This window comes from Microbacterium sp. SWDP-B6 (assembly GCF_059803615.1).
This window is the reverse complement of sequence record NZ_JAPFGV010000022.1, coordinates 1-19,920: the sequence shown is the minus strand read 5'-3', so window position 1 is coordinate 19,920 and position 19,920 is coordinate 1. Positions and strand designations below refer to the sequence as shown.

Genomic DNA, 19,920 nt, shown 5'->3' with positions numbered 1-19,920 from the left:
CCCCCCCGCTTCGAGCTCTGCCCGGACGTCGTCCTGCACCTCGGGCGTGAGGCTGCGGATCGTGGCGCTGATGTAGCGCTCGGTGAGCGTGGCTGTCGTGGTCATGTCAGTGCTCCTCGACTGTGAGGGTCGCGATCGCCGCGGTGAGCGATCGCCATTCTTCGGTCAGGGTGTCGGCGAGCCGGATGCCGGCGTCCGATGTGCGGTAGAACTTGCGAGGTCGCGCCTCGTCGGTGTTCCACTCGCTCGTGAGGTACTCCTGCTTCTCGAGCCTGCGAAGCAGCGGGTACAGCGTGTTCGCATCGGTGGCGAAGCCGCGGCGCTCCAGGTCTTCGAGCAGTCCGTAGCCGTACCCCGCAGTGCGCAGCAGCTGCAGGCAAGCCAGCACCACGGTGCCGCGGCGCAGTTCCTGCAGATGCGTGTCGAGGGTCTCGTTCATGTCGGTCACATTACTGTGCGTCACACACCATTGTCAATCACACATAGGTGTGACGCGCCACGAGCTTCCATCCGAGCCGTCAGCCTTCCCGATCGAGCAACTACCGTGGGTGCATGACGATCGAGATCTCCCGCGTCGATCCCTTCGACGACGACGCGGTGGATGCATGGTGGGGGTGCTACGCCGCAGCCGAACGAGCCGACCGTGGCGCGGACGCCGTCGTCTGGTCTCGGGCAGAGTGCCGCAGCGAGCTGCAGCAGCAATCGGCCGTCGTCGATCGGCGCGCATATCTGCTCCGTGACGGCGCAGACATCGTCGGATCCGCGAGCCTCGGGCTGCCGCTCAAGGACAACACGCACGTCGCGCACCTCGCGATCAGCGTGCCGCCCCGCCACCGACGACGCGGCATCGGCACGGAGGCACTCACCCACCTCGAGCGCGAAGCCGTGACATCCGACCGCACGACCGCGCAGGGTTCGGCGTCGTGGCCCTACGAGCTCGGATCGGAGGGGGCCGGCTCCCCCGGCCGCGAGTTCGCGAGGCGGCACGGCTACACCCTCGCTCTCGGCGACGTGCAGAGCAGACTGCCCCTTCCGGTCGACCCCTCACTGCTCGACCGGATCGAGAACGACATCGCCTCGACCATCTCGCAGTACGAGATCCGCAGCTGGGTCGGCCGCATCCCCGACGACGTCGTGGAGCGCTGGACAATCCTCGACGCCACGCTCGAGACCGAGGCGCCGACCGGCGAGCTCGACATCGAACCGCAGAAGCCCGACGTCGACAGCATCCGCGAGAGCGAGGAGCTGCTCGATCTTCAGGGCCGCATCTCGTTCGGCACGATCGCCCTCTCCCCGGACGGCGACGCCGCCGCCTATTCGCAGCTCGTCGTGTCGACCGACGACGGCAACGCGTATCAGTGGGGAACCCTCGTGCGCGCCGCCGACCGAGGCCACCGGCTCGGCATCGCGGTCAAGGTCGCCAACCTGCGGATGCTGCACCGCGAGGCCCCTCAGGCACGCGCCGTCTACACCTACAACGCGGAATCGAACGCGCACATGCTCGCCGTGAACACGCTGCTCGGCTTCCGCCCGAGCGAACGACTGGGCGAACTGCAGAAGCGCCTGATCTGAGAAGCATCCGTCGGCACGGCGGATCCCGGAGGCAGCTCCGACAGAGCAGAATGAGCACATGCTCCCACCGCTCGCAGATCTGCTCGGCTCGGCCAGGGTCGTCTCTCTTCCGATGCACACCCGCTTCCGCGGGGTCGACACTCGCGAGGCGCTGCTGTTCGAGGGCCCGGAGGGATGGGCCGAGTTCTCTCCGTTCCTCGAATACGACGATGCCGAAGCGGCGACCTGGCTCGCGGCCGCGATCGACTTCGCGTGGCGGCCGCAACCGGCACCCCTGCGCGAGCGCATCGGCGTGAACGCCACGATCCCCGCCATCGAGGCGTCACGGGTCGCCGACGTGCTGGCAAGGTTCGCCGGGTGCCGCACGGCGAAGGTCAAGGTCGCAGAGCCCGGCCAGACACTGGCGGACGACGTCGCTCGCGTGCGAGCCGTGCGCGAGGCGATGGGGCCGGAGGGACGCATCCGTGTGGATGCCAACGGAGCCTGGAACGTCGACGAGGCCGAGCATGCGGTGCACGCGCTCAACGAGTTCGACCTCGAGTACGTCGAGCAGCCCTGCGCCACGGTGCCCGAACTCGCCGAGCTGCGCACCCGCGTGAAGTACATGGGCATCCCGGTCGCGGCAGACGAGAGCATCCGCAAGTCGTCCGACCCGCTCGCGGTCGCTCGGGAGAAGGCCGCCGACCTGCTCGTGATCAAGGCGCAACCCCTCGGAGGCATCACTCACGCGCTGCAGATCGTCACCGCCGCCGGGCTCCCCGTGGTCGTCTCGAGTGCACTCGACACCGCGATCGGACTCTCGCAGGGTGCGGCGCTCGCCGCCGCGCTGCCGACGCTCGACTACGACTGCGGTCTCGGCACCGCATCCCTGTTCCTCGACGACGTCGCCGACCTGCGCCCGGTCGACGGCTCGATCCCCGCTGGACGCGTGACGCCGGACGCCGCGGCAGTTGCTCGACTCGCCGCAGACGACGATCGTCGCGACTGGTGGCTCGATCGCCTCAGCCGCTGCTACGAGGTGCTCGCCGCGCGCTGAGCAGCGACGTCACTCCGCGAGCAGCAGCTGCACGAGCCTGCCCAGCTCCTCGCTGCCAGAGTGCCGCAGCTGATCGGAGTCCTGGCCCGCCATCGCACCGCGAACGGTCATGCCCTCCCAGAGGATCATGAGCATGCGCGCGGCCTCCTCGGCCGGAACCTTCAGCTCGAGTGAGCTCACCGAGACGATGTCCGTGATGATCACCGCGATGCTCGAGACCATCTCGCGCTCCTGCACGAGGTAGGCCGAGCCGAACTGATGATCGCGCAGCGCGCGGATGCGGATCTCACTCATCAGCATCACACCGAGCCGGTCGTCGCCTCCCGCATCCATGATGCGCTGGACGAGCTCGACCGGGTCGCACCCCTCTGAGAGGCCGCCCTCAGCAGCGATCTCCTCGACGCGGGCACGCACCCCGTTGACGCGCTGCTCGCCGACGCTGCCGGCGAGCATCAGGAACAGCTCGTCCTTCGACTCGAAGTTCGAGTAGAACGCTCCACGCGTGAAACCGGCGCGATCGCAGACCGCTTCGACGGAGGCGCCGTCGAGTCCGACCTCGGCGAAGACCTGCGCGGCGGCATCCAGAAGCCTGGCGCGCGTGTTCTCTCGGCTTCGCGTGGCGGGTGTCGTCATCGAATCCTCCTGCCTCTCATTCTCACACCCCGCACACAGACTCCGGGGCTCGGATCACCTTACGATACATCTATGTATTGGATACACCTGTGTATCCAGCCCGCATTCCCTGAGGAGCCTCGTGTCCACACTCCTGTCCTCGCTCGGCCGCTGGTCTTACCGGCACCCGTGGCGCGTCCTCGTCTCCTGGCTCCTCGCACTCGGCATCGCCGGCGCCGGCGCCCTCGTTCTCGGGGCCGGCACGGACAACTCCTTCTCGATCCCCGGAACCGAGTCGCAGGCGGGTCTCGAGCAGCTCAACCGCTCTTTCCCGGCAGTCAGCGGAACCAGCGCGCAGATCATCGTGGTCGCCGCGGACGGCGACTCGATCACGGATGAGACGTATCGGAACGACATCGACGACGCCGTCGACCAGCTCGCCGATCTCGACGATTCCGTGCTCTCGGCCACCTCCCCGTTCGACGAGATGGTCAGCGGCATGGTCAACGACGACGAGACCGCCGGCATCATCCGCCTGCAGTTCGACGGCCAGGCGAGCGATGTCTCGGACGAGACACAGGACGACCTGCGAGCCGTCGTGGCCGAGCTCGCCGACGAGCTTCCGGACGGATCGCAGACCTCTCTCGGTGGCGAGCTGTTCGCCACCTCCATCCCCGGTGTCACACTGACCGAGGCCGTGGGACTGCTCATCGCGTTGCTCGTGCTGATCGTGACCTTCCGCTCGTTCGTCGTCGCAGGGCTCCCGCTGCTCACGGCTGTGCTCGGCGTGGGCATCTCGATGGCCGGCATCTTCGCGGCGACCGCCTTCGCCACGGTCTCGTCGACCACTCCTCTCCTCGCCCTCATGCTCGGGCTCGCGGTCGGCATCGACTACGCGCTGTTCATCATGGCCAGGCACCAGGATCAGGTGCGCGAGGGGGTCGACCCCGAGGAATCCACCGCCCGCGCCGTCGGCACGGCCGGCTCCGCCGTGGTGTTCGCGGGCGTGACCGTGCTGATCGCCCTGATCGGACTCGGCTTCGCCGGCATCCCGTTCCTGACGACCATGGGCATCGCGGCGTCCGCCGCCGTCGCGGTCGCCGTCGCGATCGCGGTGACGCTCACCCCTGCGCTGCTGGGCTTCATGAAGGGCAGGGTGGCGGGTCGGCCGCGCAAGGCTCCGAAGGCGAAGAAGGGCAAGCCCGCTCCGGTTCCGCGTGTGCGATTCAGCGAGCGCTGGGTGACCGGCGTCACCACACGCCCGATACTCGTCTCACTCGCGGTCGTGATCGGCCTCGGCATCATCGCGGTGCCGGCCCTGAGCCTGAACCTCGCACTGCCCAACGCCGGCGTGCTGCCGAAGGACTCCGAGGCGCGGCAGAGCTACGACCTCGTGGCCGAGGAGTTCGGCCCCGGCTTCAACGGGCCGATGATCCTCACGGGCACGATCGTCACATCGACGGATCCGCTCACGCTGATGGAGGATCTCGGCGACGAGGTCGCGAAGATCGACGGCGTCAAGGAGGTCGCCCTCTCGACGCCGAACGAGACGGCCGACACCGGCATCGTGCAGATCATCCCCGAGACGGCGCCCGACGACCCTGCCACGGCTGACCTCGTGCGCGAGCTGCGGTCGCACCACGACGAGTGGCTCGACGAGTTCGGCATCGACCTCAAGGTGACCGGATTCACCGCGGTCGGCATCGACATCTCCGACCAGCTCGGCAACGCGCTGCTGCCCTTCGGCATCTTCGTGATCGGCCTCTCGCTGATCCTGCTCACGATCGTGTTCCGCTCGCTCTGGGTGCCGATCACCGCCGCAGCCGGATACCTGCTGTCGATCGTGGCCGCGTTCGGCATCGTCGGCGCGGTGTTCGAATGGGGCTGGTTCGCCGACGCCCTGCACGTCGCGAAGGTGGGCCCGATCATCAGCTTCATGCCGATCATCCTGATGGGCGTGCTGTTCGGACTCGCCATGGACTATCAGGTCTTCCTGGTGTCGCGCATGCGCGAGGACTTCGTGCACGACCCCGACGCGAAGAGTCCTGACCGAGCCGTCCGTCGCGCCGCCGCGCTGCGCGCCGTGCGCAGCGGGTTCACGGGGTCTGCGAAGGTCGTCACCGCAGCAGGACTCATCATGTTCGCGGTGTTCGTCGCGTTCGTCCCCGAGGGTGACTCGTCGCTCAAGCCCATCGCGCTGGGCCTCGCAGCCGGCATCGCGATAGACGCGTTCCTGGTGCGGATGACGCTGATCCCCGCTCTCATGGCCATCCTCGGCGAGCGGGCGTGGGAGATCCCGGCGTGGCTGGAGAAGGTCCTCCCCCGCGTCGATATCGAGGGGGAAGCGGTCGAACGCGAGCGCCACCTGGCCGGATGGCCGGGAGACGACTCGGTCGTGGCCGCCGACGATCTCTCGGTGACGGATGCCGGCATCGACCGCCTCCACCTGCGCCTCGCTCCCGGCGGATCAGCGGTGCTCACGGGCTCCTCCGCCGGTGCGCTGCGTGCGCTGGCTCTGACGATCGCCGGCCGCGCGACGCCCGATGACGGACGCCTCCGGGTCGTCGGCCATCTGCTGCCGGGTCGAGCGGCGTGGGTGCGCGCACATGTCGGAGCGGTCATGACCGCCGATGCTGCCCGCCTGTCGGCCGACCTCTCCGAGGCGCTGCGCGGACGCCCTGCACTCGTGGTGATCGACGGAGCAGACCGGCTCTCGCGCCCCGAACGCGATCAGCTGGCGGCGCGACTGCGCGACTCTCGCAGTACGACCGCGATCCTGCTCACCGCGCTCGACCCGCAGATCGGCCTCCAGATCCTCGCAGACGCCGGCCGCTCCCCTGCCGACGTGATCGACGTCGACGCGCCCCCAGCACAGACACGACCCGAGTCCTCGGTGCCCCGCACCGCCGACGGCACCACCGAATCGACCGAGGTGAACGCATGACCCTCCCCATCGAACGCGCACGCTCGCGCAAGCCCATCACGTGGCTGACGATCCTCGGCATCCTGCTGCTGCCCGCAGCCGTCGGCGGCATCCTGGTCGCGGCACTCCAGAACCCGACCGAGCGCCTCGACTCGATGACCGCCGCGATCGTCAACCTCGACGAGCCCGTGGAGATCGACGGACAGCTGACGCCGCTGGGTCGGCAGCTCGCATCAGGGCTCGTCGAAGGATCGGACGAGCTCGACTCCAACCTCACCTGGGTGATCTCGAACGAGGATGACGCGGCCGACGGGCTCGCCGACGGGTCGTATCAGGCCGTGATCACGATCCCCGAGGAGTTCTCAGCCGCCGCCACCTCTGCAGGGCAGGCGATCTCGGACGGCGGAGGCGATGCCGAGCAGGCCACCATCCGGGTCACCACACCGGACGACGGGCTCGTGGCCGACGACCTCATCACCGGTCAGATCGCGGATGCGGCCGCCTCGAGCATGGGCACGCTGCTGTCGGAGGCGACGACCGAGAACATCCTCGTCGGCTTCACCACGATCGGCGATCAGATCGGAGAAGCCGCCGACGGCGCGGCCGAGCTCGCCACCGGCGCACGGGATGCGGCGACGGGCGCGGCCGCGATCCCCGACGGCGCGACGCAGCTCGCCTCGGGTGCCGCCGAGCTCGGAAGCGGTGCGTCCTCGCTCGCGTCAGGGCTCGACACGCTCGCTGCGAAAACCCGCGAGGCTGCGGGGGGAGCGAGCCAGATCGGCACGGGGCTGACCGCAGGGGCCGCAGAGCTTCAGAACCAGGTCGCCGGGGCCCAGCAGCTCGCGGCCGGGTCTGCACAGGTGGCAACCGGTCTGCAGCAGCTCGCGGAGACCTGTGTACCTAGTGGATTCCCTCAGGAGTACTGCGACCAGATCGCCGCGCTCTCGTCAGGTGCCACGCAGACGGATGCGGGGGTGCAGCAACTCGCTACGCTCCCCGCCACCCTCGCGACCCAGCTCGGTGAGGCCGGCGCCGGCGCGACGACTCTCGCGGACGGCTTGAACCAGCTGGCGTCCCAGGGCCTCGACGAGTCCGCCGCCGGCGCACGTGCACTGTCCACGGGAGCCGTTCAGCTGTCCGACGGGACGACCGAGCTCGCGACCGGAGCCGCCGACCTCGCGACCGGCCTCGACACCCTCGCCACCGGAACGGACGATCTCGCCGGAGGCCTGCGCACCGCATCCGACTCCCTCCCGTCGTTCAGCGACTCGGAGTCGACCTCCCTGGCCTCGGTGATCGCCGACCCTGTGGCGTCGAAGGGAGCCGACGGTGCAACGATCTTCGGGCCGACGGCGATCCCGCTGCTCGCGGCCGTGGTGCTGTGGTTCGGCGCTCTCGCCTCGTTCCTCGTGATGCGGGCCCACACCGCACGCACGCTCACGTCGCGGCGCTCCTCTGCCGGGCTCGCGCTGCGCGCTTTCGCCCCGGCGGCCGCCATCGGCGCCGCTCAGGGCCTGCTGGTCTCACTGATCGTGCAGATCGTCGCGAGCTACGACGCCGCCACCTGGTGGGCGTTCGCCGGAATCGCGGTGCTGGCGGGAATCGTCTTCGCCGCGGTCAACCAGGCGCTCGTCGCAGTCTTCGGCGGCGTCGGTCGCTGGATCAGCGCTCTCGTCGGGGTGCTCGCGATCGCGACGGGACTGATCTCGACGGTGCCCGGCTGGCTGGCGGATCTCGGAGCGTCTCTGCCGACCTCCCCCGCGTTCGCCGGGCTGATCACCGCGAACGGAGGCGCAACCGCCGGCCTCATCGTGTGGGGTGTGCTGTCGCTCGTCGTGACCACCATCGCGGTCGCCCTGCGTCGCACGACGTCCGTGAAGGCGGCCATGGCGACCGCCTGAGCGTCCTCTCCGGGCACCCAGCCCTGGCACACCTTCACATCACATCCGACGATGCGCCGTGCATGGCACTCGATGCACGGCGCATCGTCACACAGCTCCGAAGCCGCGCTCGCCCGGGCAGAGGCGGTATTCGCATACTCCCCGACGCACGTACGATCAGAAGATGCGTCGCCCGTTCATGACCTCTCCCGCCCAGCTCGAGTCACTCGAGGGGCAGCAGTATCTCGTGCTGCGCCCGACGAGAGCGGTGTCGGACGTCTACCGGGCCGAGCAGAGGTCGGCACTCGGCCGAATGGATGCTCCGCACCCGCACACCGAGCACGTCACGCTTCGCGCATTCCACGAGCCAAAGCGTCGGGAGGAGCTGCTCGCCCTGATCCGCGAATGGGCCGTGGCGCAGCGCCCGATCGAGGTCGTCGCCGAAGCCGTCGACGTGTTCCCGGCTCCGTGGCAGGTCGTCATCCTGCGCCTGAGACGAACCCCCTCGCTCGTGTCGGCCTACGCGAACCTCAGCGAAGCTCTCGAGGGCACCAACTTGCGTCGACTCGACGAGCGCAGCACGGAGGACTGGACGTTCCACCTGTCGGTGATCTACGCGAAGACGCTCGCCCCCGCGGCATGGACGGAGCTGTCGCACAAGTCCCGTCGCTCGCTCAGCTCACGCCCCGCCGAGACCATCAGCGAGGCCGAGCTCGTCTGGTACGAAGACGGCGCCGAACACTCCGAAGTCATCCCGTTCGGACTGCGTTCGTTCAGATGAGAACCGCTCGGGCGCTCAGCTGAGGCCCGAGTAGGCGTGCAGACCCTTGAAGAACACGTTGACGATCGTGAAGTTGAAGAGCACGGCCGAGAAGCCGACGATCGCCAGCCAAGCCGAGGGGTTACCACGCCAGCCGCGCGTCGCGCGCGCGTGGATGTACCCCGCATAGAGCACCCAGATCACGAAGGTCCACGTCTCCTTGACGTCGAAGCCCCAGAAGCGGCTCCAGGCGTAGTAGGCCCAGATCGAACCGGCGATGAGCGTGAACGTCCAGAGGATGAAGCCGATGATCGTGAAGCGGTAGGCCATGCTCTCGAGGCGCTCCGACCCGGGGAAGGTGCGCAGGAAGCCGGGGCCGGTCTTCTCGGCACCCTCGGAGATGAGACGCTCCCGGCGGGACTGCATCAGCTGGATCACCGACAGAGCGAAGGCCAGGGCGAAGAACGCGGTGCCGAGGGAGGCCACGAAGACGTGGATCACCAGCCACACGCTCTTGAGCGGGTCCATCAGAGGCGAGACATCGACGTAGAAGTTCGTGGCCGAGAGACCCAGCAGCACGACGACGAGACCGGTGATGAACGTGCCGAGGAAGCGCAGATCGATGCGCGTCAGCACCACGAGGAACACCGCGACGATCAGCAGCGTGCCCATCATCGCGAACTCGTAGAGGTTGGCCCACGGCACTCGCCCGGCCGCGAGACCACGCGTCACCGTGGCTGCGAGGTGGAAGATGAACGCGAGCACGGTGAGCGAGGTGCCGATGCGCGCCATCACGAAACGCTGCGGGGCGACATCCGAGCCGGATGCCGAAGCACCCTTGGCGCCGCGCGAACCCGCGCCGGCTCCGACCAGTTCGAACTCCCGCACGCTCGCCGCATCGGCCGACAGCTGCGACCGGCGGGCGAGGTCGAAGGCGAAGGCCACGAAGGCCGCCGCATAGACCGCGATCGCCGTCCAGAGCAGGATCGGCGAGATCACTTCGAGATCGAACATGGTGTCAGTCTACTTTCGGGGTGTCGGATGCAGGATGCTCGGGGTCACCGTCGCGGACGGCCTCGGACGCCGTCGCGGCGTTGTCGGACTCGTCGCCGGTCGCGACCGGCGCCTCGACCGCAGTCGTCACTCCCGCGGCGTCCATCAGACGCGCGTGACCGGCCACGAGGTCGTCGACAGCCGTGGCGAGAGTCGGATCCTCACCGCGCGCGAGACCGGCGTACTCGAGAGAGACGATGCCGTCCTGCCCCGTCGCCTTGACCCACACTCGGCGCCGAGGGATGAACAGGGCGAGCATGAGTCCGCCCAGCGCGAGAAGTGCGAAGCCGAGCACCCACGGACCCGACGCGTCGCGGTGGATCTGCAGCGAGGCGAAGCGCTTGACCGACTGCGAGGCGTCGGTGGCCCCCGCCGGCGATTCGTCCTCGAAGGTCACGGTCCCCATGCCGTTCGGCAGGTCGGCCGTCTGTCCGGGCGTGAGCTCGATCGATTCGAGGTCTGTCGTGCGTCCGGTGACCTTGGTCATGCCGGTGGTGTCGAGGACGTAGACCGAGCGGGGGATGCCCTCGTTGATGCCCAGGTCGCCGGTGTAGACGTCGAGGGTGAGCGTCGGGTTGGTGAGGTCCCCGAAGCCGGAGAAGAACGCGCCCGTGTCGAGCACACCCGTGGTCGGGTAGAAGAAGCCGACGAGGCCGACCTGCTCGCTGAGACCGTCGGGGATCTTGATGACGCCGAGCGACGTCATGTTGTTGTCCTGGGGCAGGAAGGGCGTGCTGTTCGTGAACACGACCTCCCCGTCGGGGTCGCGCACGGTGATCGTCGGCGCGTAGCCGTTGCCGAGCAGGAAGACGTTGTCGTCGGCGACGCCGAGAGGCTCGTTGACCTTGACCGAGCCGGTGCGCTCCTCGCCGTTCTCCTGCACCGTGACGTTGGCCGAGAAGTCGCCGGCCTGACCCGAGCCGGGCTCGCCGAAGGGCTGGTAGGTGACGTCGAAGCTGTCGAGGCGCATCGAGTACGGCGCGAGCGCCCCGTCGCCGACGAAGCGGCCGCGGTTCATCGAGTCGTAGTCGAGCAGCGTGTTCGCGAACGTCTCGCCCTCGACCAGCACGCGCTGGCCGGTGTAGGCGAACCCTCCCCCGACCCCCACGGTAATCAGCACGCCGACGAGGGCGAGGTGGAAGAGCAGGTTGCCCGACTCGCGCCAGTAGCCGCGCTCGGCCGAGACCGACGCGGTGCGGCCCGAGTCGTAGCGCTCGACGCGGTATCCGAGCGCTTTGAGCTGCTTCGTCGCGATGTCGATCGTCGCCGCAGCGTCGGCTGGCGCGTCTGGCGACGTGCGCTCGACGGCACGGAAGTCGGCGAGTCGCTTCAGACGTGCGGGCGTGCGAGGGGGTCGTGCCTGCAGCGCCTTGGCGTGGTGACGGATGCGCGGGATGACGCAGCCGACGAGGGAGGCGAACAGCAGCAGGTAGATGGCCGAGAACCACGGCGACAGGTAGACGTCGAACATCTTCAGCCCGTCGAGCACGGGGAAGAGATCGGGGTTGTCGCGCTCCCACTGGGTGACGCCGTTGGGGTCGGCCATCCGCTGAGGGAAGATCGAGCCGGGGATCGCCGCGATCGCGAGGACGAGCAGCAGGATCAGCGCGGTGCGCATCGAGGTCAGCTGACGCCAGCCCCAGCGCAGCCAGCCCACGAACCCGAGGCGTGGCTGGGTGATCGACTCCTCGCCGTCGACGTGGTCTGACGGGCGCAGCGGATCGCTGGACCTCTCGGTTGTGCTGCTCACGTCATCCTTCCGATGCGTCGTGTTCTCATCAGAACGGGAGGGGGACACTACCGATCACCACCGTCAGGCGAGACATGATGTCGGTCCAGAGGCCGGTCAGCATCAGCAGGCCGAGCACGATCAGCAGCACGCCGCCGATGACGTTCACGACGCGGATGTGGCGACGGAGGAACCCGATCGTCTTGGTGGCCCACCCGAACCCGAGCGCGACCAGCAGGAACGGCAGGCCCAGGCCGAGCGAGTACGCCAGGCCGAGCATGCCGGCACGCACCGGGTCGCCCTGGTTGAACGAGAGGGCGAAGATCGCGGCGAGCGTCGGCCCCATGCACGGAGCCCAGCCGATTCCGAGCGCGATTCCCAGCAGCGGTGCGCCGATCAGGCCGGCCTTGGAGTCGACCTGGAAGCGCAGCTCGCGCTGGGCGAAGCCGAAGAGACCGAGGAACACGAGTCCCATCAGGATGATCACGCCGCCGAGGATGCGGGTGATCAGCTCACCCCACTGCAGCAGGAAGACGTTGGCGAGCCCGCCGAGCGCTGTCAGCGAGACGAACACGAGACTGAAGCCCAGGATGAACAGCAGCACACCGAACACGAGTCGTCCGCGAGCGGGAGCTTCGACCGTCGCGACGCCGCTGCCGTTCTCCGACCGCTCTCGTCGAGGGGTGACCGCTCCCCCGAGAAACCCGAGGTAGCCCGGCACCAGCGGAAGCACGCACGGTGAGAGGAAGGAGATGAGCCCAGCGAGCATCGCTACCGGGATCGCGAGCCACAGTGCGCCTGAGTCGATGATCGTCCCGGGGTTCATGCCGCTTCCGCAAGACTCATGAGTCCTCCGCGAGCGCGTCCTTGACGAGCGTCGAGAGGATCGAGGTGCCGTCGATCGGCCCGATGATGCGGGCGGCGACCCGGCCCTGCTTGTCGAGCACCAGAGTGGTCGGCGTCGCCTGGATCGGCACCGACGACGCGAAGGCGAGCTTCGCCTCGGCGGTGTCGACATCGATGAGGCTCGGGTAGGTCACGCCGAACTCCGCCGAGAACGCCTTGGCGGTGTCGGCCTGATCGCGGGTGTTGATGCCCAGGAAGGCCACGTCGTCTCCGCCGTGCTCCTGCCACACGCTCTCGAGGTCTTCTGCCTCGACCCGACACGGTGCGCAGCCCGCGTACCAGAAGTTCACGACCGTCACCTTGCCCGCGAGCTCGGAGCTGCTGAAGTCGTCGCCGTTCTCGGTCACGCCGCCGAATTCGACGACGGGTTCGCCGCGCTCGGCGACCGGGATCTCGACGATCGCCCCGTCGGCCGCGACGTAGCCGGGATTGTCTCCGCTCAGGAACGAGTCGTTCACGGGATCGGGAGCGCAGGCGCTCAGACCGATGGCTAGTACCGCGGCGAGCGCGGCACCGACCGCACGGCGAGAAGGCCGGATGCGGGAGGGGCGGCCGCTGCGGATCGGAAGAACCGTCGAGGCGAGTGGCACGATTCCCAGTTTACGCGGGGGTTCCTATGCATGGGCCGGACGCCCCGGCCGTGGAAGCCTGCCTTCAGAGCCGGGCGAGCACGTCGGCCACACTCGCGCGGAAGCGAGGACACGTGGCGATGTCGTGCGAACGGCATCCCATCGCATGCTCGGTCATCTCGCGTGATCGGCGCATGTCCTCCATCCGGCGGTCGAGATCGTCGAGGTGCTGCTGCAGCACCTCGTGCCGACCGGCGCTTCCGTCGTCGAGGAGCACGGCGATCTGGTCGAGGGTCATTCCGGCCGCCTTGCTGCGCTGGATCACCGCTATGCGCACCACGTCGTCCTGCCCGTATCGGCGCCTCCCGGCGGAGTCGCGTGCGGGTCGCAGCAGCCCGACCGTCTCCCAGTGCCTCAGCACGTTCGTGGGCAGCGCGAAACGGGCAGCCACCTCGCCGACGGACCAGGGACTCTCGACACTTGACTTCATGTTGACATGAAGTCACAGACTGAGGACGAAAGCAACCGCCGCCCCTCGGAAGGACACCACATGTACGACGCGATCGTGATCGGAGCAGGCCCCGCCGGCCTGCAGGCGGCACTGACCCTGGGACGGATGCACCGCTCGACGCTGCTGCTGGATTCCGGTGAGTACCGCAACGGCACGGTGCTGCACATGCACAACGTCGTCGCGAACGACGGAACTCCCCCGGCGGAGTTCCGCGCGACCGCACGCACTCAGCTCGCCGAGTATGCCGACGTCGAGATCCGCGACGTCGGAGCGCAGTCGGTCTCGGGTGCGGAGGGCGCGTTCACCGTGCTGCTCGCGAACGGAGTCTCCGTCGAGGCGAAGAGCGTCATCCTCGCGACCGGCGTCGCCGACGATCTGCCATCCGTGCCCGGCCTGCAGGAGCTGTGGGGAGTGAAGGCCTTCAGCTGCCCGTTCTGCGACGGTCACGAGCATGCGGGGCGCTCCATCGCCATTCTCGGCCCCGCACCTCGTGCCGGGCACCTGATCGGGCTTCTGGATCGCATCGCAGGAGACATCACGGTCTTCCCCGTCGATCAGGCGTTCTCCGCAGAAGAGGCGCAGACGCTCGAAGGGCTGGGAGCGCGGGTGAGCGTGGACCTCGTGACCGCGGTAGCACCGGACCGCGACGATGTGCGGGTCACCACCGATTCCGGCGATCGGACTGTGGCCGGCGTCTTCGTGGCATCGGGCTCGCTCCGCCACCGTGCGCCGTTCGCCGACCAGCTCGGGCTGCACATGCTGCCGTCCGGGTCGATCGAGATCGACGACTTCGGTCGCACCTCACTCGCCGGTGTCTTCGCCGCGGGCGACCTCGCACACCGTGCGTCGCTTCCGGGGCCGATGGCCTCGGTGCTGCTGGCCGCCGCGGCCGGTCAGCTCGCGGCGGTCGGCGTCATCCAGTCGCTGATGGCTCCGTGATCGCGAGCATCTTCGCCGCAGCGCAGTGATGGTCGCTTCCCGACTCGGGGAGCGGCCATCACTGCGAACAGAGCCGCTAGCTCAGACTTCAGACCGCCCCGACATCGACTGCCCCACCCGTCGCCGCGGGTTCGGCGTACGCGACCTCGCGCCACACATCGCCGACGAGCTCGAAAGACGTGACGCTCGACAGCGCGCAGCGCCGAGTGCGCGGGTCGTGCTGCAGCGGCAGGCCCGCGACGCGGAGGTGGGTGATCCAGATCGGCGCCTGGTGCGAGACCATCACGAGGTCGCCGTCGTCGACGGATCGCCATGCCTCGGCCATCATGCCCAGCATCCTCTCGGCGATCGATGCGTACGGCTCGCCCCAGCTCGGCAGCGACGGCTGACGCAGGTGCCACCACTTGAGCGGGTTCATCAGCGAGCGGCGCATCTGCGTGCCCTCGAACACATTGGTCGGCTCGATCAGGCGGATGTCGATCTCGGGTGTGAGTCCGAAGCGCTCGGAGAACGGCTCCGCCGACTCCTGTGCCCGCTCGAGCGGCGAGGAGTAGAGAGCTGCGACCGGGCGATCGAGACCGGCGATGTGATCGGACGCGGCTCGCGCCATCTCCCTCCCCGCCTTGCTGAGGTGATAGTCGGGCAGCCGCCCGTAGAGCACGCGCTGGGGATTGTGCACCTCGCCGTGACGGACGAGGTGCAGTCGCGACGCCACCACGTCAGACCGCGCGGTAGCGGGACTCGCCGAAGCCGATGATCAGATACCCGATGTAGGGGAAGACGAAGAGCAGGAAGAACGAGAAGAGCCCGCCCTTGCCGAAGCGCTCACCCAGCTTGATCGCGACGATGATCCCGAAGATGAAACCGACGATCGGGATGAGGTAGAGCAGCGCGAGCCAGCCGGACATCCCGGCGATCTTGACGAGGAAGACGACGTTCACGATGGGGATGATCGCGAGGATGCCGGGGTAGCCGGCCTTCGTGAACACCTTCCACAGGCCGATGACGACGAGGACGTAGAAGACGAGGGCGATCAGGCCCGTCGTGCCGGAGAAGATCGATGCGTAGAGATCCGAGATGCCGTTGGAGTCCATGATGACCCTTTCGCTGGTCGAGCGGCTGTCGTGGCGATCCTACTGACCGATATGCCACCGGCGGAGGAGGCGACACCGCCCCCGTAGAATGGGCGGGTTCATCATTTCCCAGATCAGGAGGAATCCTCCGTGCTTCGCACCCACTCGGCAGGCTCACTGCGAGCCGAGCAAATCGGTCAGACCGTCACCCTCTCGGGTTGGGTCGATCGCCGTCGTGATCACGGAGGAGTCGCGTTCATCGATCTTCGGGACGCATCGGGCATCGCCCAGGTCGTCATCCGCGACGAAGAGGTGGCGCACCCGCTGCGCAACGAGTTCGTCCTCAAGGTCACCGGCGAGGTCTCGCGTCGCCCCGACGGCAACGCGAACCCGAACCTGCCGACCGGCGAGATCGAGCTCATCGCGACCGACGTCGAGGTGCTGAACGAGTCCGCTCCCCTGCCGTTCCAGGTGTCGACCGCTGTCGCCGACACCGAGACCGTCGGCGAAGAGGCCCGCCTCAAGTACCGGTATCTCGACCTGCGTCGCCCTGCCGCGGCATCCGCTCTGCGCCTGCGCTCGAATGTCTACAAGGCCGTCCGCGACGTGCTGCACGGCGAGGACTTCACCGAGGTCGAGACCCCGACCCTCACGCGCTCGACGCCCGAGGGCGCCCGCGACTTCGTGGTGCCCGCACGTCTGCACCCCGGTAGCTGGTATGCCCTGCCGCAGTCGCCGCAGCTGTTCAAGCAGCTGCTCATGGTCGGCGGCGTCGAGAAGTACTACCAGATCGCCCGCTGCTACCGCGACGAGGACTTCCGCGCCGACCGTCAGCCGGAGTTCACGCAGCTCGACATCGAGATGAGCTTCGTCGACCAGGAAGACGTCATCACGCTGATGGAGTCGCTCATCCAGGCGATGTGGAAGACCATCGGCGTCGAGGTCCAGACCCCGCTGCCGCGCCTGACCTATGCCGACGCCATGGCGAAGTATGGCTCCGACAAGCCCGACCTGCGCTTCGGGCTCGAGCTCGTCGAGGCGACCGAGTACTTCAAGGACACCCCGTTCCGCGTCTTCCAGGCCGAGTACGTGGGTGCCGTCGTCATGCCCGGTGGCGCGAGCCAGCCGCGCAAGCAGCTCGACGCGTGGCAGGACTGGGCCAAGCAGCGCGGCGCCCGCGGTCTCGCCTACGTCCTCTTCAACGAGGACGGCTCGCTGGGCGGCCCCGCAGCCAAGAACCTGTCCGAGGCCGAGCAGGCCGGCCTCGCCGAGTTCGTCGGCGCCTCTGCCGGTGACTGCGTGTTCTTCGCCGCCGGATCGACCAAGGAGAGTCGCGCTCTTCTCGGCGCCGCCCGCGTCGAGATCGGCCGCCGCCTCGGCTATCTGAACCCCGACGAGTTCGCGTTCACGTGGGTCGTCGACGCCCCGATGTTCGAGCCGGCCGCGGATGCCGTGGCATCCGGTGACGTCGCCGTCGGCGCCGGAGCGTGGACCGCCGTGCACCACGCGTTCACGGGGCCCAAGCCCGAGTTCCAGGACACGTTCGACACCGACCCCGGTTCGGCTCTCGCCTACGCCTACGACATCGTGTGCAACGGCTCGGAGCTCGGCGGCGGATCGATCCGCATCCACCGCGAAGACGTGCAGAAGCGCGTGTTCGAGGTCATGGGCATCAGCGACGAGGTCGCGCAGGAGCAGTTCGGATTCCTGCTCGACGCGTTCAAGTTCGGCGCACCGCCGCACGGTGGAATCGCGCTCGGCATGGACCGCGTGCTGCAGCACCTGGCGAAGACCGAGTCGATCCGCGACGTCATCGCCTTCCCGAAGTCGGGCAACGGCTTCGACCCGCTGACGGCGGCTCCGGCGCCCATCACGGCCGAGCAGCGCGCCGAGGCCGGCGTCGACTTCGAGCCCGAGGACGACGAGGCCTGACCCTCTCACGCAGAGGCCCTCTCCCGCTCAGGCAGGAGGGGGCCTCTTCGCGTACCCCGGTCGTTCGGCCGGAACGATGCGACGCGACTCGACCTCACCACGTTTCGTCTCGGGCGGCTCCGCCGGCCTCGCTCGACGACCGATCTGCGCGAGCGGCCGCCCCGCTCATCTCCCGTTCGCTGAGCGAAGACGACGAAGTCGACTGAGACGAAGCGTCGCGACCCGGCCTCGCTCAACGACCGATCTGCGCGAGCGCGGGAGCGATGTTCTCGTTCCACACGTCGACGCCGAGCTTGGCGATCAGGGCGACCACCACGACGAGGAACACGACGCGGATGAAGGTCGTGCCGCGTGAGATCGCCATGCGCGAGCCGAGATAGCTGCCGGCGACATTCGCCACCGCGAGGATTCCGCCCAGCAGCCACAGCACGGCACCGTGTGGGATGAAGAGCAGCAGCGCGCCGGTGTTCGTGGCGAGGTTCACGATCTTCGCCTTCGCACTCGCCTGCAGGAAGTCATACCCCAGCAGTGCGACGAGCGAGATCACAAGGAACGTCCCGGTGCCCGGCCCGATGAGCCCGTCATAGAACCCGATCACGAGACCGGCGAGCCCCGCCATGATGTGGTGCTTGTGGCCCCTGAAGCGCAGCCGCGTCGCGGCGCCCATCTGCGGGCGGAACGCCGTGAAGAGGGCCACGACGAGCAGTGCGATCACGATGATCGGCTTGAATGCCGCGGCCGGCAGCACCGTGGCGACGGCGGCTCCGCCGAATGAGCCGACGAGCGCGATCACCGCCATCGGCAGCGCCGTGCGGATGTCGGGTTTCGCTCGGCGGTAGTAGGTGACGCTGCTCGTGGCCGTGCCGAAGACCGAGGCGAGCTTGTTGGTGGCGAGTGCCTGGATCGGTGAGATGCCGGGGATCAACAGCAGGGCGGGAAGCTGCAGCAGCCCTCCACCGCCTACGACGGCGTCGATCCAGCCGGCGGCGAAGGCCGCGATGACGATGAGGATCAGCGTGCCCCAGGTGAGCTGCTCGAGCCCGAGCACACTGCCGATGTCCATCCGTCCAGGATGTCAGACGGCGTGACGCCCCGAGCACCATCGCGGCCCGACCCGCCACACTGCGGACACCTCACGTTCACCGGGACCGCGATGATCGGCAACCCTCGGCTCATAGTGTCCTCTCGCAACCCGAATCCGGCTCACAGCGCCGGACACCGAGAGGACCCTGATGACCAACTTCCACCGCCGCGCGCGCATCGGCGCCGGCATCGCCCTGTTCACCACCGCCGCGCTCGGTCTGACCGCCTGCGCCACCGGCGCTGAGACCCCCGCTGCCGGCAGCGACGACGTCGACGCCGCAGCCGCGACCTCTGTCGAGGACTTCGGATCGTTCGCCGATCTCGAAGAGGCAGCGAAGGCCGAAGGCCAGCTCAACGTCATCGCCCTTCCGCGCGACTGGGCCAACTACGGCGAGATCCTCGACCTCTTCGCCGAGAAGTACCCCGAGATCACGATCAACGAGGCATCGCCCGACGTGTCGAGCGCCGAAGAGATCCAGGCAGCGAAGACCAACGAGGGGCTCGACACCGCACCCGACGTGTTCGACCTCGGCCTCACGGTCGCGCTGCAGAACACCGACACCTTCGCGCCGTACCAGGTGCAGACGTGGGACGAGATCCCCGACGCGCTCAAGGAGCCGACCGGGCTCTTCGTCGGCGACTACGGCGGATACATGTCGATCGGCTACGACTCGTCGAAGTTCGACGCCCCCGAGTCGCTCGACGACCTGAAGGACGCCGCCTACAAGGGTGCCGTCGCCATCAACGGCGACCCGACGCAGGCCGGTGCGGCGTTCGCCGCTGTGGGCCTCGCCACGGTGCAGTCCGACGGCACGCTCGACGACTTCCAGCCGGGTATCGACTTCTTCTCAGAGCTGCAGAAGGCCGGAAACCTGCTCAAGGTCGACGTCACCACGGCGACCGTCGCGAGCGGCGAGACTCCCGTCGTCTTCGACTGGGACTACCTGAACGCCTCGCACACCGCCGACAACGAGGACTGGAAGGTCGTCGTGCTCGACGGCACCGGTTACGCCGGCTACTACAACCAGGCGATCAACAAGGATGCCCCGAACCCGGCAGCCGCACGCCTCTGGCAGGAGTTCCTCTACAGCGACGAGGTGCAGAACCTGTGGCTCAAGGGCGGTGCACGTCCGGCTCGTATGGAGGCCATGACCGAGGCCGGCACGATCGATGCCGACCTGGCCGCGGCTCTTCCTGAGGTCCCGAGCGAGACCGTCGTCCCGACCGAGGAGCAGTCGACGAACGCCGGCACGCTGCTCGGCGAGAAGTGGGCAGCGGCGGTCCAGTGACCACTGCCACCACGACGGGGGCGGATGCCACGGCATCCGCCCCCGTCCCCCTC

Annotated in this window: 18 protein-coding genes; 8 read left to right on the top strand and 10 right to left on the bottom strand. The window is 68.3% G+C overall.

Annotated features, from left to right (window positions below):
- Positions 1-106: 106 nt before the first annotated feature.
- Positions 107-439 carry a PadR family transcriptional regulator gene (locus OPU70_RS17445; protein WP_042539035.1) on the bottom strand — a complete coding sequence of 111 codons (333 nt, stop codon included), beginning with the start codon at positions 437-439 and terminating at the stop codon, positions 107-109.
- A 113-nt stretch (positions 440-552) separates the two neighbouring features.
- On the opposite strand from OPU70_RS17445, the gene OPU70_RS17440 reads away from it, so the two are divergent.
- Both OPU70_RS17440 and OPU70_RS17435 read left to right on the top strand, forming a co-directional pair.
- Positions 553-1,572, top strand: a complete 1,020-nt coding sequence (locus OPU70_RS17440) for a GNAT family N-acetyltransferase (protein ID WP_498558339.1) — start codon at positions 553-555, stop codon at positions 1,570-1,572.
- A gap of 58 nt (positions 1,573-1,630) precedes the next feature.
- Positions 1,631-2,608: an o-succinylbenzoate synthase gene (locus OPU70_RS17435; protein WP_079112323.1), complete on the top strand. Its 978-nt coding sequence runs from the start codon at positions 1,631-1,633 to the stop codon at positions 2,606-2,608.
- Positions 2,609-2,617: 9 nt separating this feature from the next.
- On the opposite strand, the gene OPU70_RS17430 is transcribed toward OPU70_RS17435, so the two are convergent.
- On the bottom strand, positions 2,618-3,241 hold the full coding sequence (locus tag OPU70_RS17430) for a TetR/AcrR family transcriptional regulator (protein ID WP_042539029.1): 624 nt from the start codon (positions 3,239-3,241) through the stop codon (positions 2,618-2,620).
- Between the two features lie 121 nt (positions 3,242-3,362).
- On the opposite strand from OPU70_RS17430, the gene OPU70_RS17425 reads away from it, so the two are divergent.
- The 3 genes from OPU70_RS17425 to OPU70_RS17415 all read left to right on the top strand — a co-directional run bounded on the left by OPU70_RS17425 (position 3,363) and on the right by OPU70_RS17415 (position 8,804).
- Complete coding sequence (locus tag OPU70_RS17425; RefSeq protein WP_498558338.1) at positions 3,363-6,164, top strand: MMPL family transporter; 2,802 nt, start codon at positions 3,363-3,365, stop codon at positions 6,162-6,164.
- Positions 6,161-8,044, top strand: a complete 1,884-nt coding sequence (locus OPU70_RS17420; protein ID WP_498558337.1) for a YhgE/Pip domain-containing protein — start codon at positions 6,161-6,163, stop codon at positions 8,042-8,044. The genes OPU70_RS17425 and OPU70_RS17420 overlap by 4 nt, the downstream gene beginning before the upstream one ends.
- A 163-nt stretch (positions 8,045-8,207) precedes the next feature.
- Entirely contained in the window at positions 8,208-8,804 is a 597-nt protein-coding gene (locus OPU70_RS17415) for a 2'-5' RNA ligase family protein (RefSeq protein ID WP_498558336.1), read from the top strand.
- Positions 8,805-8,819: 15 nt separating this feature from the next.
- On the opposite strand, the gene ccsB is transcribed toward OPU70_RS17415, so the two are convergent.
- The 5 genes from ccsB to OPU70_RS17390 form a co-directional block, all read right to left on the bottom strand.
- Complete coding sequence (gene ccsB, locus OPU70_RS17410) at positions 8,820-9,797, bottom strand: c-type cytochrome biogenesis protein CcsB (protein WP_309686298.1); 978 nt, start codon at positions 9,795-9,797, stop codon at positions 8,820-8,822.
- Positions 9,798-9,801: 4 nt separating this feature from the next.
- On the bottom strand, positions 9,802-11,586 hold the full coding sequence (gene resB / locus OPU70_RS17405) for a cytochrome c biogenesis protein ResB (protein ID WP_153302135.1): 1,785 nt from the start codon (positions 11,584-11,586) through the stop codon (positions 9,802-9,804).
- Positions 11,587-11,614: 28 nt separating this feature from the next.
- Positions 11,615-12,391, bottom strand: coding sequence for a cytochrome c biogenesis CcdA family protein (locus OPU70_RS17400; protein ID WP_079112318.1), 777 nt, complete (start codon positions 12,389-12,391; stop codon positions 11,615-11,617).
- Positions 12,392-12,407: 16 nt separating this feature from the next.
- The gene (locus OPU70_RS17395; RefSeq protein ID WP_079112317.1) at positions 12,408-13,061 is read right to left on the bottom strand and encodes a TlpA family protein disulfide reductase; all 654 of its coding nucleotides are present in this window, start codon (positions 13,059-13,061) and stop codon (positions 12,408-12,410) included.
- A 64-nt stretch (positions 13,062-13,125) separates the two neighbouring features.
- Positions 13,126-13,530, bottom strand: coding sequence for a MerR family transcriptional regulator (locus tag OPU70_RS17390; RefSeq protein WP_079112316.1), 405 nt, complete (start codon positions 13,528-13,530; stop codon positions 13,126-13,128).
- A gap of 60 nt (positions 13,531-13,590) precedes the next feature.
- Between OPU70_RS17390 and OPU70_RS17385 the strand changes: the two genes are divergently transcribed.
- Positions 13,591-14,490, top strand: a complete 900-nt coding sequence (locus tag OPU70_RS17385) for an NAD(P)/FAD-dependent oxidoreductase (protein ID WP_498558335.1) — start codon at positions 13,591-13,593, stop codon at positions 14,488-14,490.
- An 88-nt stretch (positions 14,491-14,578) separates the two neighbouring features.
- Here the strand turns inward: OPU70_RS17385 and OPU70_RS17380 are convergent, their stop codons facing one another.
- Complete coding sequence (locus OPU70_RS17380; protein ID WP_042539013.1) at positions 14,579-15,208, bottom strand: histidine phosphatase family protein; 630 nt, start codon at positions 15,206-15,208, stop codon at positions 14,579-14,581.
- Position 15,209: 1 nt separating this feature from the next.
- The gene (locus OPU70_RS17375; protein ID WP_042539011.1) at positions 15,210-15,584 is read right to left on the bottom strand and encodes a DUF5684 domain-containing protein; all 375 of its coding nucleotides are present in this window, start codon (positions 15,582-15,584) and stop codon (positions 15,210-15,212) included.
- Between the two features lie 129 nt (positions 15,585-15,713).
- Between OPU70_RS17375 and aspS the strand changes: the two genes are divergently transcribed.
- Positions 15,714-17,495, top strand: a complete 1,782-nt coding sequence (aspS, locus tag OPU70_RS17370; protein ID WP_367822790.1) for an aspartate--tRNA ligase — start codon at positions 15,714-15,716, stop codon at positions 17,493-17,495.
- 232 nt (positions 17,496-17,727) lie between these two features.
- On the opposite strand, the gene OPU70_RS17365 is transcribed toward aspS, so the two are convergent.
- Positions 17,728-18,558 (bottom strand): sulfite exporter TauE/SafE family protein, encoded by an 831-nt coding sequence (locus tag OPU70_RS17365; protein ID WP_042539007.1) that lies wholly within the window; start codon positions 18,556-18,558, stop codon positions 17,728-17,730.
- Positions 18,559-18,727: 169 nt separating this feature from the next.
- Here OPU70_RS17365 and OPU70_RS17360 point away from each other — a divergent pair, with 169 nt between their 5' ends.
- Positions 18,728-19,867 carry an ABC transporter substrate-binding protein gene (locus OPU70_RS17360; RefSeq protein ID WP_079112313.1) on the top strand — a complete coding sequence of 380 codons (1,140 nt, stop codon included), beginning with the start codon at positions 18,728-18,730 and terminating at the stop codon, positions 19,865-19,867.
- Positions 19,868-19,920 lie beyond the last annotated feature (53 nt).